Source organism: Fulvivirga sp., from assembly GCF_040218215.1.
In the GTDB taxonomy this organism is placed as follows: Bacteria; Bacteroidota; Bacteroidia; order Cytophagales; family Cyclobacteriaceae; genus Fulvivirga.
The window spans coordinates 28458-43178 of the sequence record NZ_JAVJQL010000028.1; the positions used below are offsets into that span (position 1 = coordinate 28458).

At 39.3% G+C, this 14721-nt stretch carries 11 protein-coding genes and 1 tRNA gene; 1 reads left to right on the forward strand and 11 read right to left on the reverse strand.

Going from position 1 to position 14721, the window contains the following annotated elements:
* Nucleotides 1–59 precede the first annotated feature (59 nt).
* The 5 genes from RIB54_RS18510 to RIB54_RS18530 all read right to left on the reverse strand — a co-directional run bounded on the left by RIB54_RS18510 (nt 60) and on the right by RIB54_RS18530 (nt 7558).
* Nucleotides 60–3218, reverse strand: coding sequence for an efflux RND transporter permease subunit (locus RIB54_RS18510; protein WP_350102288.1), 3159 nt, complete (start codon nt 3216–3218; stop codon nt 60–62).
* Entirely contained in the window at nt 3190–4371 is a 1182-nt protein-coding gene (locus tag RIB54_RS18515; RefSeq protein WP_350102289.1) for an efflux RND transporter periplasmic adaptor subunit, read from the reverse strand. The genes RIB54_RS18510 and RIB54_RS18515 overlap by 29 nt, the downstream gene beginning before the upstream one ends.
* Nucleotides 4368–5762, reverse strand: coding sequence for an efflux transporter outer membrane subunit (locus tag RIB54_RS18520; protein ID WP_350102290.1), 1395 nt, complete (start codon nt 5760–5762; stop codon nt 4368–4370). Before RIB54_RS18520 ends, RIB54_RS18515 begins: the two co-directional genes overlap by 4 nt.
* Before the next feature lie 406 nt (nt 5763–6168).
* Nucleotides 6169–6242, reverse strand: a tRNA-Asn gene (locus RIB54_RS18525).
* Between the two features lie 74 nt (nt 6243–6316).
* Nucleotides 6317–7558 (reverse strand): NRAMP family divalent metal transporter, encoded by a 1242-nt coding sequence (locus RIB54_RS18530; RefSeq protein ID WP_350102291.1) that lies wholly within the window; start codon nt 7556–7558, stop codon nt 6317–6319.
* Nucleotides 7559–7750: 192 nt separating this feature from the next.
* Here RIB54_RS18530 and RIB54_RS18535 point away from each other — a divergent pair, with 192 nt between their 5' ends.
* Nucleotides 7751–8158, forward strand: a complete 408-nt coding sequence (locus RIB54_RS18535; protein ID WP_350063233.1) for an Hsp20/alpha crystallin family protein — start codon at nt 7751–7753, stop codon at nt 8156–8158.
* A gap of 72 nt (nt 8159–8230) precedes the next feature.
* Here the strand turns inward: RIB54_RS18535 and secDF are convergent, their stop codons facing one another.
* The 6 genes from secDF to RIB54_RS18565 all read right to left on the reverse strand — a co-directional run bounded on the left by secDF (nt 8231) and on the right by RIB54_RS18565 (nt 14721).
* Complete coding sequence (gene secDF / locus RIB54_RS18540; protein ID WP_350102292.1) at nt 8231–11218, reverse strand: protein translocase subunit SecDF; 2988 nt, start codon at nt 11216–11218, stop codon at nt 8231–8233.
* Between the two features lie 79 nt (nt 11219–11297).
* Nucleotides 11298–11657, reverse strand: a complete 360-nt coding sequence (locus RIB54_RS18545; RefSeq protein ID WP_350102293.1) for a hypothetical protein — start codon at nt 11655–11657, stop codon at nt 11298–11300.
* Between the two features lie 47 nt (nt 11658–11704).
* Nucleotides 11705–12328 (reverse strand): uridine kinase family protein, encoded by a 624-nt coding sequence (locus tag RIB54_RS18550; protein WP_350102294.1) that lies wholly within the window; start codon nt 12326–12328, stop codon nt 11705–11707.
* Nucleotides 12329–12330: 2 nt separating this feature from the next.
* Complete coding sequence (locus RIB54_RS18555) at nt 12331–12909, reverse strand: non-canonical purine NTP diphosphatase (protein ID WP_350102295.1); 579 nt, start codon at nt 12907–12909, stop codon at nt 12331–12333.
* Nucleotides 12909–13781, reverse strand: coding sequence for an FKBP-type peptidyl-prolyl cis-trans isomerase (locus RIB54_RS18560; RefSeq protein WP_350102297.1), 873 nt, complete (start codon nt 13779–13781; stop codon nt 12909–12911). The genes RIB54_RS18555 and RIB54_RS18560 overlap by 1 nt, the downstream gene beginning before the upstream one ends.
* A gap of 1 nt (nt 13782) precedes the next feature.
* Entirely contained in the window at nt 13783–14721 is a 939-nt protein-coding gene (locus RIB54_RS18565; RefSeq protein ID WP_350063239.1) for an FKBP-type peptidyl-prolyl cis-trans isomerase, read from the reverse strand.

The following is a 14721-nucleotide window of genomic DNA, read 5'->3' on the forward strand; positions in this document are numbered from 1 at the left end:
GATCTTATACCATTATGTACTCCTCTGGGTTAAAATAGACCTTAAGATTTTACCCTCGTCTATCCCCCGTCATAAGAGGAAGCTAATTCATGCTGCGGGGTAGTTTCCTTGCCAAATAGCGCTTTAACATCTTCCAATACTAAATAAAAACAAGGTACAATAACTAAAATAATGGCAGTGGCAAAGACAATCCCGAAACCCAAGGATATGGCCATTGGAATAATATAAAAAGCCTGGCTTGAACGTTCTAAAATAATGGGGGTAAGGCCTCCAAAAGTGGTCAAAGTGGTTAAGATTATTGGACGGAACCTGCGCAAACCAGCCTCATGAATAGCATTATAAGCCGAAGTGTCTTTTCTTATGCCATTAGCATAATCTACCATAATGAGCGAATCATTTACTACTACACCTGCCAAAGCAATCATTCCCATCAAACTAACAAGCGAAAGGTCATAACCTAAAATGATATGTCCTATCACTGCTCCAACGATGCCAAAGGGAATAGCAAGCATCACTATTAAAGGTTGTGTATAATTATTAAAAGCTAGTGCCAGCAGTATGTAAATAATAAGCATGGCCATGGTGAAAGTGCCCCAAAGTGACGCAGTAGATTCTCTCATATCGGCTTGAGTACCTTCAAAGCTCCAGGTAATACCAGGATAGTCAGCTCGTAGTTGAGGAAGGACTTCTTCATTAATACTAGCAATAACTTGATTGACTTTATTTTTAGGCTCTACATCCATACCTACACTAACCACTCTTCTACCATTTCTACGGCCAATGGAAGTAAATGCTTCTTTTTCATTTAATTTCACAACATCAAAAAGCGGCACCTCCACACCATCTGGGGTACGGATGATGAAATCTTCCAGGTTTCTAATATCTTTTCGCTCTTCATGAGGCAACTTAACGCGAACTTCAATTTCATTATTTCCTCTTAATTGCCGCATTGCCAAAGCCCCGAAAAAAGCGTTCCGCACTTGCCTACCCACCTCATTGCCAGTCAAACCTAAATTTCGTCCTGCGGGTAAAAGTTCAAAATCAAACTGCTGTTTTCCACGATCATAGTTGTCACTCACATCTCTCGTATTTTCAAAAGCATCCATTCGCTCGACAAAGGCCAGGCTTGCTTTTTCTAAAACATCAATATCGGAGTGGCTAAGGTCAACGGAAATATCTTGCGCCCAGCCACCAGGGCCTCTTTCTGCTTCAAAAGTAATTTGATCTACACCACGGATATCGCCTATATTATCCCTCCAGATTTCGATCAATTCCCGGGCAGACATATCCCTCTCGTCAGGTGGCAGCATTACTATCTCAACATCAATAAAATTTTGCCCACGCACATTGGTTTTAACCCCCTCTGCCACTTCATATAAATTGTACTGCTCAAACATTTTTTGGGTAGAAATGGTAACCTCTTCAGCTACAATGGCGGCTTGATCAAGAGTAGTACCTACCGGTAGTCTAATTCCTGCTTCTATTTCATCAGCAGCCACCTCGGGCATCATAATCATACCCATATGATCGCTAAGACCATAGCCACCTACTAATAATAAAAGCGAAATGGCTATACTTAAAGTGATGTACTTGTATTGCAGGCAGCGATCTAAGAAAGGACGATAATAGGTATTGATTATTTTATCAAAACCACTAGCAAACCGTTTTTGAAAGTTTTCAAATTTCAGAGCAAAGCCTGTCTTTTTTTCCTTTTTTAAATGACCCAAATGTGCCGGTAAAATGAAAAGGGCTTCCACCAAAGAAAGTGCAAGGATCACAATGACAACAGCCGGCAGTGGTTGCCAGAACTTTCCGGTTTCTCCAGGAAGAAAGAGTAAAGGGATGAAAGCGATGATGGTTGTAACAATGCTAAAGAAAACAGGTCTGGACACCTCTTTTGTTCCTTTTATAGCAGCTTCCATAACTCCGTACCCGCGTTGGCGATACTCAAATACATTTTCCCCTACTACAATAGCATCATCAACTACTATTCCCAGCACTACCAGGAATCCAAACATGGATATCATGTTAACGCTCACCCCGATTAGGGGAAGTAAAATAATGCCCCCTACGAAGGAGACTACCATTCCCATCATTATCCAAAATGCGAGTCGGTATTCCAGAAAGAGCGAGAGGATGACCATTACAATTACTATGGCCATCAGTCCGTTCTCCGTAAGAAGGGAAAGACGCTCGCGGTAATCCTCGGCCCTATTGCTATCAATGCGATACTGCACACCTTGTGGTAATTGAAAATCCGCCATCATTTCTTTGACCAGGTCTTCTATATCGAGCGGAGATTGATCACCTACTCGAAATATTTCCATACTTATAGCAGTCTGCTTGTTAAACTGCCCATGGAATCCGCTTTCTACAAATCCATCCGTAATTTCCGCTATATCGCTTAGCTTTAATTGGGTGCCGGTTAATGAAGTAGCAATGGTAATGTTCCCAAATTCTTCTGCCCATTGTTTTCGTTCTTTCATGCGCAGCAAAATTTCTCCGGACCTTGTTTCTACTGCTCCCGCAGGCACATCTTGACTGCTTTCTGCAATTAGGTCAGCAACTTGTCCTAGCGTCAACCCGTATTTGCGTAAATTATGTGAAGAAATCTCAATACGCGTTTCATAGTCAGGCACATTGTCTAACTCTACCTGCGTAATTTGAGGCTGAGATAACAAGCGGTTCCGAAGACGCTCTCCTAATTTGCGAAGGGACCAAATGTCCGCATCTCCATAAAGTGAAATTTGCATAACATCGCGTTGCCGGTCTTGAAGGACTACTTCTGGCTCTTCGATATCGTCTGGAAAAGTTCGAATGCGGTTAACTGCCTGATCAATATCTTGAAAGGCCTTCATGCGGTCAGTGCCAGCCACTAGTTCTATGGTCACAGATCCTGATCCCTCACGTGCTTCAGAAACAAGTTCTTTAATGCCTTGAATACCACGCACTGCCTCCTCCACTGGCATTAGGATTCCCTGTTCCACCTCTTCAGGTGAAGCACCTGGATAGGTTACACTCACATTTACAAAATCCAATTGAAACTGTGGAAACACTTCCTTTTGGATGTTGTACATAGTATAAAAACCACCTACTAACAGAAACATCATTAGTAGGTTGGAAGCCACATTATTGCGCGCCATAAACTCTATCATGCCCTTGCGCTTTTTCCCTTGTTGTTTTTCAGATTTACTCATCGCTGCTTTCTTCTTTTTCAACTTCAGTTCGCAATGGAATACCATCGGTAACGGTACTAATATTTGTAGTCACTACTTTCGCTTTGTCTTCCAACCCTTCAGAAATGTAAGCATAGTACGCATCCATCAATTTCACTTTCACTTCCTTAATTCGTAGCTCCTCGTTTTCCATCACCCAAACGGTATTGTTCGTTCGCAAATAATCGCGACTAATTCTAACCACGCCTTTAATTTCTTCGCCTTCTAATTCTGCTTGAACAAAACTGCCAATCATGAGCTCTGGTGCCTCATCATTTTCCTTGTCTAAATTCAGCGGGTCTGTAATTTTAATGAGTAAGCGAGCTAAACGACTTTGCTGGTCTAATGCACCCACACGGTTTTTAAGAAAACCTGTTCTGCTTTGGCCTTCCTCCCAGTCGGTAGTATTTTTGATAGTTACTTTAGCACCATTCTCGTTTTCGGGAAAAGTCAACCACTTTAACTTATTTACCGGCAAGTTCACTTCTACCCAATACTGTTCAATTCCGACTAAACGGCCCAGATTAACCCCGGGAGAAACTTGCGAGCCAACTGTAACATTCTGTGAGATAATCTGAGCATCAAAAGGTGCCTTAATTGAAGTTCTCTGTAGGTTCAATTGGGCTTGACTTACAGCTGCCTTTGCGGCCGTGATATTTGCTTGCACTGCACTGAATTGTGGCTTTCTCAACACCAAATTCTTTTGATCTTCCGTAAGGGAGTCTTCCCCTATTAACTTAAGGTCTTGTTTGGCAATGTTTTGTCGGCCAAGTTCAACTTCTAAATTAGTCTGAGCTTGCTGTAGTTCGCTTTTACGAAGTTCTAAGTCATTTTGATAATCTGCCGGATCGATCTTCAGAAGCTCCGTACCTTTTTTTACCCTGTCACCCGGTACAAATTTTGAATTTCTCTTTATGACCTGTCCGCTCACCAACGCATTAAGTTGAATATCTTCAAAAGCAAGTACTGATCCTGTGGCCTGAAAAACAGGTGTGTAATCTCCCAAAAACACAGGTTCTACACTTACTAACATGGCAGATTTTTTGGTAGCTCCTTCGCTTTGAGCAGTAGGTTCAGTGGAAAATATCAGTACGATAAACACTGCCGCAATCACGAATGTAAGTACACTTAAAATGATTGTTTTTTTATTGCTCATGGATTTAATTTTATGTTTTCTTCATCAGCGGGCAAATACTGAAAATCTCCTGCCAAGGCTCGATAAAGAGAAATTCTGATTTCATATTGATCTTGAATAGCTTCTAAAAGATTTCTTTGTAACTGCTGCTCTTGATCTTGAGAAAGTAAAACATCTAAATATGGACTGAACCCATATATAAACTCAGTTCGCAGCTGCTTATTTGTTTGTTGAGCCATTTCTAAGCGTTTGCGTAGAATTTTAACCTGATTTCTTTGGCGCTCCTCATTGATCAGTCCATTCTCTACTTCCAGAAAAGCATTAAGTACCGTTTCACCGTATTGATAAAGCTGCTGATTTTTCACCGCCTCTGTTCTGTCTACTTCTGCCTTAAGTCGACCCCAATAAAGTAGTGGTGCCGCCAGGTTAGCACCCAGCGTATAGGCCCAAGAACTAAAAAGCTGACTGTAATTATTTGACCTTGCTTGTGCTGACAGATCGAGCGACAAACGTGGAAAACGGTTACGCACCGCTTGTGCCATTTCCCGATCTGCGGCCATCAAAAAACTGTAATCTCTTTGTATATCTGGTCTCCTGCGAATTAACTCCAATGGCATGCCTGCTGAGGGGGCTGGAGGGATCACTGGAAGAGAATCGATTACTTGTAATTCAAAGTTCTGTGGCGGCTTGCCCAAGAGTACGGCCAATTGATTAAGCGTTTGCTGATAATTGGTTTCAAACTGGATTTTTAAACTTTTGCTCTGCTCTAACAATTGTTCTTGACGCAGAACATCTACTCCCTTTACCTGTCCTGCACCAAAACGAGCCTTGATTAACTTAATGACCTCTTTATTGGTTGCTACCTGATTATTAATTAATTCTAATTGTTCCTGATTTATTAGAAGCTGAAACCACAAAGTAGCTACGTTGGCGCTCAAGGTCATAGCAGCGGCTTGATAGTCGTAATAACTACCTTGAATACGAAAGTCTGCTGCCTGAACTCCCGCTCGAATCCTACCCCAGAGATCAATTTCGTAACTTGCTGAGACACCAATTTGGGTGTTTTCTCCTCCCGCAAAGTCAGGTTCCGGTCGTCTTGCCGCAGTCTGTGCCTGAGCATCTATATCTGGTAACAAAAAGGTGGATTGAGATTTGCGTACCGCCTGCGCAGCTACTATTTGCTGATATAAACTATTAAGATTCATATTGTTAGCAAAAGCACTATCCATAAGCCCATTTAATTGCTCGTTCTCGAAACTTCTCCACCAATGGTTAATTAAGGTGTCTCCTTCGATTTTTGAGAACACTTCTGGTTCTTCAATTGGAGGGGAAATGGATGTAATTTGAGGAGTGCACGCAGCTAACCAGTATAGAGCAACAAAATGGCTTGCACCTAATAGCAAATATCTCATTTGCTTGCGGTTTCCTATTATTGTGGTTGTCTTACTTTTTATGTGGTTTGAATTTTCCTTTAACTATAATTTCTAAATTAACAGGTCTTGCATCAGTAAAAATTTAACACTTTCCGGATAATAATGTTCATTAGGAATTTACATCTGCATATCTACCAGTCTGTATTAATATAGCTTTCTCCATTAAAAAAGCAAACAAAAAAGCCATGGCTAACTAATTGTTGGGTTGAAGGGAGTCAAAAACCCACATGTATAAGGACTATTACTTACAAAATGATTATGACGAGAAAGCCTGTTGCAAAATCACTGGTCTAGCCAGTATAAAATTTATCCAACTTTGCGGAATATAGGATGTAAACAGTAAACATTTTACAAATGAAAAAAGCCACCTCTCGGTGGCTTTCAGCTCCCCTTCTTGGGCTCGAACCAAGGACCTACTGATTAACAGTCAGCCGCTCTAACCAACTGAGCTAAAGGGGAATGTTTTTAAATGGTCTGCAATATTAGAAGTTCAATTTCTTTTTTGCAATACTATCTTTTAAAAAAATTTTTATTTAAAAAATAAGGACATAAAAATAGATGAGCGTAAATATTGAAAGGAACAAAAGACCGGCTATAGCAAGGCCTTTAAGCCATTTTGGAGGCCTGTGCGCTTCGTCTATTTCTTTTGAGAAAATTACTTTGTAATTAAGCGCAGCCGCTAATGGAGCTATTACAAATGAAACTGTAGTGGCCAGATCTACAAGGCTTTTTAAATTATTTAAGTATTGCGAGATAACTACATACCCACCAAAAGCGACAATGAATATCCAAAGCATATAACTCCATTTCCTTTGCTTGCCAATAAGCAACGTCATTATTCTGTCCATTGCCCTACCGTACCCGTCAACAACGGTAATAGATGTACTAAACATGGTGCTAAAGGCTGCAGCGGCTATGATCAAATAACTCCACTCACCAATAGAGCCAGTGTACAAACCAATAAGCTGTCCGGCAAATATTGTAGAGTTGTTAGAGAGCTCCGTTCCGCTACCGTACATCACAAGCGCTCCCAGCGATAAAAATATTACTGCAAGCACACCAGTTATAGCATAGCCAATATTAAAGTCCAGCAATGTCTCTTTTAATGTGGGTGTATAGCTCGTCTGTTTTATTCGTTCTTCAGCCCATAAGCCAGTCCAGGTAGACATATCAACAGCGGTAGGCATCCATCCCATCAGTGCGATCAAAAAAATGATGCCTGAACCAGACATTACCTCTTTGGGAACAAAATCAGAGCTTATTTGAGCACCACCATTATAAAAGGCGATGAAGGCAGCTGTTATTGTACTAATCAATAGAACGAAACTAACCATCTTCAATAAGCCGTCTAAGGCATTGTATTTGCCTCCACCAAGGATTACAGCACATATAATAAAGATGATTCCTGCAAGCTTATCAGTGTCCAGGTCAAGACCAAACAAATTACCCATGAGACCCGCAGCAACAAAAGTTACAGCAGCAGTTACAATAAACATGGTCGCTACTGTAACCAGAGCATACAGCCACAGAATCCATTTACCCTGTTTAGCATAACCATGCAAAATACTTTCTCCAGTGGCACTGGTGTATCTTGAAGAGAATTCGAAAAATGGATATTTGAAAATAACCGCAGCTAAAACCGCTGGCAATAATACAAAACCATAATCGGCACCAGCACGGGTTGATTGAACAAGATGAGAAACCCCAATGCACATGCCTGCAAAGACAATACCCGGACCCAGGGTCTTTATAAAATTTCTAACGTTTGAATTCATAAAAAAATAAACTAATCTCCTAATATACATTAGTCTTGCGTAAGACAAAATATGTCATTTTGTCTTATTAAAAGATTAAATATTTCTATTTAAAAGACATTATGTCATTAAAAATAAATGGAATATTGCTTTTTTAAGCTTGGTACAATTTTGATAGGATGTGAAAGAAATTAAACTTTAAATTTTATAACTATGAAACTAGTAAGATATAATCCGCTTAACGATTTTGTACCAAGCACTTTTGGTGACCTTTTAGAAAATGTATTGCAAACTCCTAACAATGGTTTCTACCCATCGGTAGATATCATAAAAGGTGAAAAAGAATTTACATTGTTATTAGAAGCTCCAGGTATGGAGAAAAGTGATTTCACCATTGACCTGGAAGAGAAGACTTTGATAATTAGTGGTGAAAGAAAAAGACCAGAAGGTGTCAACTACACTCAGCTAGAGTCAAATTATGGAGCCTTCAAAAGAACATTCAAATTAAATGATTTAATTGACAGGGAGAAGATTAGCGCTGAATACAACAATGGAATTCTAAAACTAACACTACCAGTTAGTGAAGATAAAAAAATCAAAAATGTGATTACTGTTAAATAATTGCATTTGATAGAATCAAAAAAGGGTCAACTCATATGAGCTGACCCTTTTCAATTTTAAACAATCCTTATTTTATTTAAGGTTCTTCTTATCCAAATCTACAACGATAGGAGAAGCCACAAACACTGATGAATAAGTACCAACTAGGATACCTACCAGCAATGCAAAAGAGAAACCTCTCAACACTTCACCACCAAATAGGAACAATATTAACACCACAACCAGTGTTGTTAATGAAGTCATCATAGTACGATTAAGTGTACCATTAATGGCTTGATTAAATATTTGTAAGCGATCGTTGCTAGTTCCAAGATTTAAGTACTCTCTAATTCTATCAAATACTACCACGGTATCATTTATTGAGTAACCAATGATGGTAAGGATAGCGGCCACAAATACCTGATCAATTTCATATTTGATTCCAAATAGGCCTGCAATAGCAAAAGCAGAGAATACAAAGGCCGCATCATGTATCAAAGCGATGATAGCACCTGTGCTGAACTGCCACTTTCTAAACCTTACCAAAATGTAAAGGAAGATAGCGATGATGGCAAAAATACCCGCCTCAAATGAAGCACTCTTAATATCATCGGCAATAGTTGCTCCTACTTTCGAAGACCCAGAGATTGAAAACCGTGCAACATCTACCTGTGAATCATCAGCTACATATTTCAATCCTGTAAATGATTCTACTCCGCTTACCAATGCATTTTTTACTTTATCATCAGCTCCGTCAGTTTCATCATTTACCAGGTAAGAGGTTGTTACTTTCATGATGTTATTACCACCAAAGTTTTTCACTTCTGTACCGGCATTTTCAAATGACTCACTTAGAGCCAGTTTCATATCTGTGGCTACAACTGGGTCTTTAAAGTTTACGATATAAGATCTACCTCCTTGGAAGTCAACACCTAAATTAAGACCCTGAGTAAATGTTAAGGCCATACCGATAACAATAAATATTGTTGAGAATAAATAGGCCATTTTTCTTTTGCCCATGAAATCGATATTCACGTTTGACAATATGTTTTTTGACATTGGTGTAGAAAATGAAACATTAGCATCATCTCTTCTACCTACCATCCACTCAACAACTACTCTGGTAATATAAACTGCGGAGAAGAACGAACAGAAAATACCGATCATTAATGTGATGGCAAATCCTTTTATAGGTCCCTGACCTAGTACAAATAAGATAATAGCAGTTAATAAGGTTGTAACGTTAGCATCTACAATAGAACTGAATGCCTTTTTATAACCCATAGTGATCGCCTCTCTAAGCTTAACACCATTCTTCATTTCTTCCCTTATTCTTTCAAAAATAAGTACGTTGGCGTCAATGGACATACCAATAGTAAGCACTATACCAGCTATACCAGGAAGCGTAAGTGCAGCATTAAACTGGGCTAAAATACCCAAGATAAAGAAGATGTTGAACACCAAAGCAATGTTGGCAACCAAACCACCTTTAGCATAATACGCAATCATAAACAACACTACCATACCCAAACCAGCCAATATTGAAACAATACCCTGGCTCTGAGCAAGCTGACCTAATGTTGGCCCAACTATGGCCTCTTCAACAATTCTAGTTGGAGCAGGCAACGAACCCGCTTTTAGAATGTTTGCTAAATCTTTTGCCTCCTCTAAAGTGAAGCTTCCAGAAATCTGAGAGTTACCACTAGGTATTTCTCCATTTACCCCAGGTGCAGAGTAAACTAAATTGTCAAGAACGATGGCTATCCGTCCTCTAGGATTTTGGTTAGCTGCTTCAGCAGTCATTTTTCTCCACACTCTTGTTCCTTGAGCATTCATTTGCATACTTACCGCAGGACGTGCATACTCATCTAAATCCTGTCTTGCATCCGTAATTACTTCACCAGTCAGTTGAGCCTGACCTCCTCTACCAACAGTCACAAAATATAATTGAAGCAATTCTTCACCAGTTTGCTCATTTACTGTTGGTTTTACTTCCCATAATGGTTTGATAGTTCTTGGAAGTAAACTTTTCACATCAGGTCTTCTTATGATTTTACCAATTTCAGCAGTATCCCTAACATCATAGATCAAAGTACCACCTGCTCTTGATAAGGCAAATAGTGGAGAAATCTGAGAAGATAACGAGTCCAATTTGCTCTGAGTTGAATCAGTAGTTTGCCCTTCTAAAGCAGCACCAAGATCATCAGTTTGCGTTGTATCAGCAGAAAGTGCATCTGTTAGATTTTCAGTGGCTGCTGCCGCAGCGCCAGACTTACCTTGTTCAAAAGCCTGTTTCTGCTCTTTAACCAGAAGATCATTAATAGCATATAGGGAGTTGCTATATTCTGTTGGCTCCGCTACCTCCCAGAACTCTAGTTTTGCAACACCTTGCAATAATTTTCTTACTCTCTCAGGGTTATCAGCCCCAGGTATCTCTATTTGGATTCTACCTGTTCCCTGTAACCTCTGAATGTTTGGCTGTGAAGTACCAAATTGGTCGATACGGGTTCTTAAAATAATGAATGATCGATCAATAGCATCTTCTATTTCCTTTTCGATTACATCCATCACCGCATCATCAGAATCCCCTCTACTAACTCTTCCTCTATTCGCAGCATTGGCAAAAATATCTGCCAATGGCTTTTGTGAAATTTCAGAGTATGACTGATAGAATAATGCAGCAAATCTCTCCTGGCTATTTTTCTGCTTTTCCTTAGCGGCTCTGATGGCCTCGTTAAACTGTGGATCAGTACTGTTTCCGCTAAGTCCTTTAATAATGTCAATAGGAGAAACCTCAAGGGTTACATGCATACCCCCTTGCAAGTCAAGACCTCTGCTTAATTCAGTATCCTTAACTTCTTTATAGGTATACTCAATACCGAAAAGGTTATAAACTGGAAGGTTCCATACAGAATCTAGATAATTCTGCTTCTTACCTAGATCAACAACGCCTGTATCATCAGTAGCATATTCAACAGCATCTTGCTGAATACCACGAGAAACAAACGTAAACGATAAATAATATACGCATAGCAGCGTAATAATGATTGTTAGAGCAACAACCGCACCTTTGTTTTGCATTTTTATAAAATTTAAAAAGAATGAAATTATTATTTTGAGTGAGCAAGGCTCACCAATTCGATTGTATCACACCTCCCTGTTAAGGGGCGTTTGGCGATATAATTAACCTGAATAAGGTATGAAAATAGGCATTGAATAATGGCTTAGGCTTGTATTCAATGTGATTTTGTTGCGAGTTATCTAAGTAAATATTGGAAATGAAGTGGAGTACATTTTGTAAACTCACCTGAGCTACTTGAGCTACCGCTTCTGAACCAATTTTTAGAATGGTCTGATCTTCATCAGTATTATCAGACTGTTCTGTTTTTACCTTACTTTCATTTTCAGCAGCATAATCGAAATAGAAACTCTGGGTGAATAAAATCACTGCAGCGGCTAATATTCCTGTAACCAGACTTACTGAACTCTTAAATTTCGATATGTTTTTTCTTCTGCTCATTTATTGAAAGCGGGGCAAATCTAAAGATTTATTGATAGAAAACAATATTATCTTTTGAGTCTGGAATGAAGAAACCCCGACAATACTCCTAGTGCATTGTGGAAGTGAGTATTATTTGGAATAATAAGATCAGCCTCAGATTTAAGTGGTTCGAGGTACTTATAATATGTGGGCATTACATGATTTTCAAAACGGTACAGAACGTCATCAAGGTCATACCCTCTTTCATTGTTATCCCTGATTATCCGTCTTTTCAAACGAATATGATCTTGGGCATCAATAAATAAGCGCAAGTCGAGCAGCTTATTCACTTCAGGAAAATGCATCACAAAAAGCCCTTCAACAATTACAATTGGAGCCGCATTAAAGACAAGTTGTTTTGGCGTTATAGCAGGGTTATTAAAGGTGTATTCCTTTCTTGTGAACCCTTTTCCTTCTTTTATCAGTTTGATGTCTCTGGCAAACTCAACATCGTTAATGCAGGCAGGAAGGTCAAAGTTTATCACTCCATTTTCATCAACCGCTTGCTGATCCCGATCCAAATAATAATTGTCCTGAGAAATGAGGCATATATCATCTTCTCCGAACTCATTAATAAGTTCATTCAAAAACAAGGTTTTTCCCGAAGCACTGCCACCAGTTATACCAATCAAAAAAGGATCCAAGGCCACTCTTAATAATTTTGATTAAGGTAATCTACTAATTTCTTAACAGCTAAACCACGATGGCTGATCTCATTTTTTTCGGCCATGGACATTTGGGCAAATGACATATCATAACCATCAGGAACAAATATTGGATCATAACCAAACCCTTCATCACCCAATTTGGCTTCTGCAATTCTACCTCTTACCACACCTTCAAACTGCACTTGCTCCTTTTCAGTAATCAAAGTAATTACTGTTTTAAACTGTGCATCACGTTTTGACTTAGCTTTTAGATTTGAAAGTAGCAATTGAATATTAGCTTCATTGTCCCTCTCCTCACCAGCATATCTGGCAGATTTTACTCCTGGTTCTCCATTTAAAGTGTCAACTTCCAGCCCGGTATCATCAGCGAAAACCGCCACCTTATACTTATTAAAGATATAATCCGCTTTTTGAAGTGAATTACCTTCTATGGTATCCTGGGTTTCTTCCAGATCTTCAGTACAACCAATGTCCTGAAGACTTAACAAAAGAAGTGACCCGCTCAAAAGCGATGACACTTCTTTTAATTTGTTCTTATTATTAGTAGCAAAACAAAGTTTCACTAGTTGATACTTAACAATTCCAGTTCGAATACAAGTGTTGCATTTGGTGGAACCACATCTCGGGACCCTCCTGTACCATAAGCATAAGGAGAAGGAATATACATGGTCATTTTAGCACCCTCCTTCATTTTAGGAATCATAATCTGCCATCCCAAAATAAGTCTGGACAATTCGAATGTGGCCTCAGTACTACTATCAAACACTTCTCCATTACTCAATAGTTTACCTTCATAGGATACAGACACAATACTACTAGCATCAGCAAAATTGCCAACACCTTGTTCTAAAAAATACCTGATTCCACTTGGATCAATTGTTGGTGTCCTATTCATTTCCTCTAAAGCCGCGTCTATCGCATTAATTTCGGTGATTAGCTGCCTATCTACTACTGCATCTAAACCTAAATCTATCTTCATTATTGAATTTGCCGGTATGTCATCAGTAGCTGTTGCTCCAAATCCATAAAATGATGGTACATAAGCAGTAACACTACCCCCTTCTTCAATAAATGCAGCTGTATATGCTATACCCGAAAGCAAATCCGTAGTCTTGAAACGCTCACCATCTGCCTCATCGAAAACAAAGCCTGAGCTCAAGACAGAAGCTTCATAGGTTAATGTCAAAGAATCAACAACAGACAGAATTGGATTTAGTCCATCCCCCGGATTGTTGACCACATATCTTATTCCTGTAAATTCATCAGCAATGGCATCTATACCATTGCTCGTTAAATATGCGTCAATAGCAGCTACATCTTTTTCAAACTGTTCAAACTGTGGATTTACTGGTTCTTCTTCAGTATCCAAACATCCATTTAGAAAGAACATTGCACCCAAAAGTGCTATAGCATTAATTAATTTAATTGATTTCATTTTACTTAAAATTCACTAACTCAACATCAAACACCAAAATAGAATTGGCAGGAATCTTCTCGCTTCTCGCTCTTGCTCCATATGCCAAACCTGATGGAATATAAAACGTAGCTTTTGCTCCTTTATTGAGTAAAGCCAAACCTTCATCCCATCCACTAATTACAGCGCCTTGTCCTAAAGGAAATTCAAGTGGCCCATAAGGCTCTCTTTGCTCGTTGTAAAGTCCCTTCTCCTGTGCTATTTCTTTGATACTTGTATCAAAAAACTCACCATTCAAAACATGGCCAACATAATTAACCTCTACAGTTTGTCCCACTTCCGGAGTAGGGCCTTCTCCTTCCTGTGTAATAACATACCTCAACCCTGACTCTGTTGTCTGGGCATCTATGTTGTTTTCTGTCAGGTAAACATCAATCAATTCAGCATCCTTAATTTTTTGCCCAGAGGCTTCTTCTTGCATCTTAGCCATTTGCTTAGATTGCATTTCTTGCTGCCATGCTCTTAGACCTTCTTCATCCAACACATCCTGTACTCCTATAAAAAATGAAATCACTGTTTCAGGCTTAATACTTGGAGGCAAAGGTGCCTGCCATGTTTTTGTAAAAAGATCGTTGGCAGAAACATCAAAGAATACACTGTCGCCTTTTCCCAGCTCAACAAATATTTCCTGAATGCTTCCATCTTGTTTAGCCCAAATAGAATCCTCTTTGAAAATCATGATAGGCACCCCAGAGTCTTTAGTGTCAACCCAAACAGAGTCAGTATCATCTTTGTAGATCATATTTAGCATCAAATAACTTCCGCTAGGAGCTACTCCTTCACTGCCTCTATTCACCACTGTATATTTTAACCCAGACGGAGTTGTCTCTTCACTACCACTAGTACAGGCTTGAAACAATCCAACCAAGATCATTACTCCTAATAAATTATTCAATTTCAT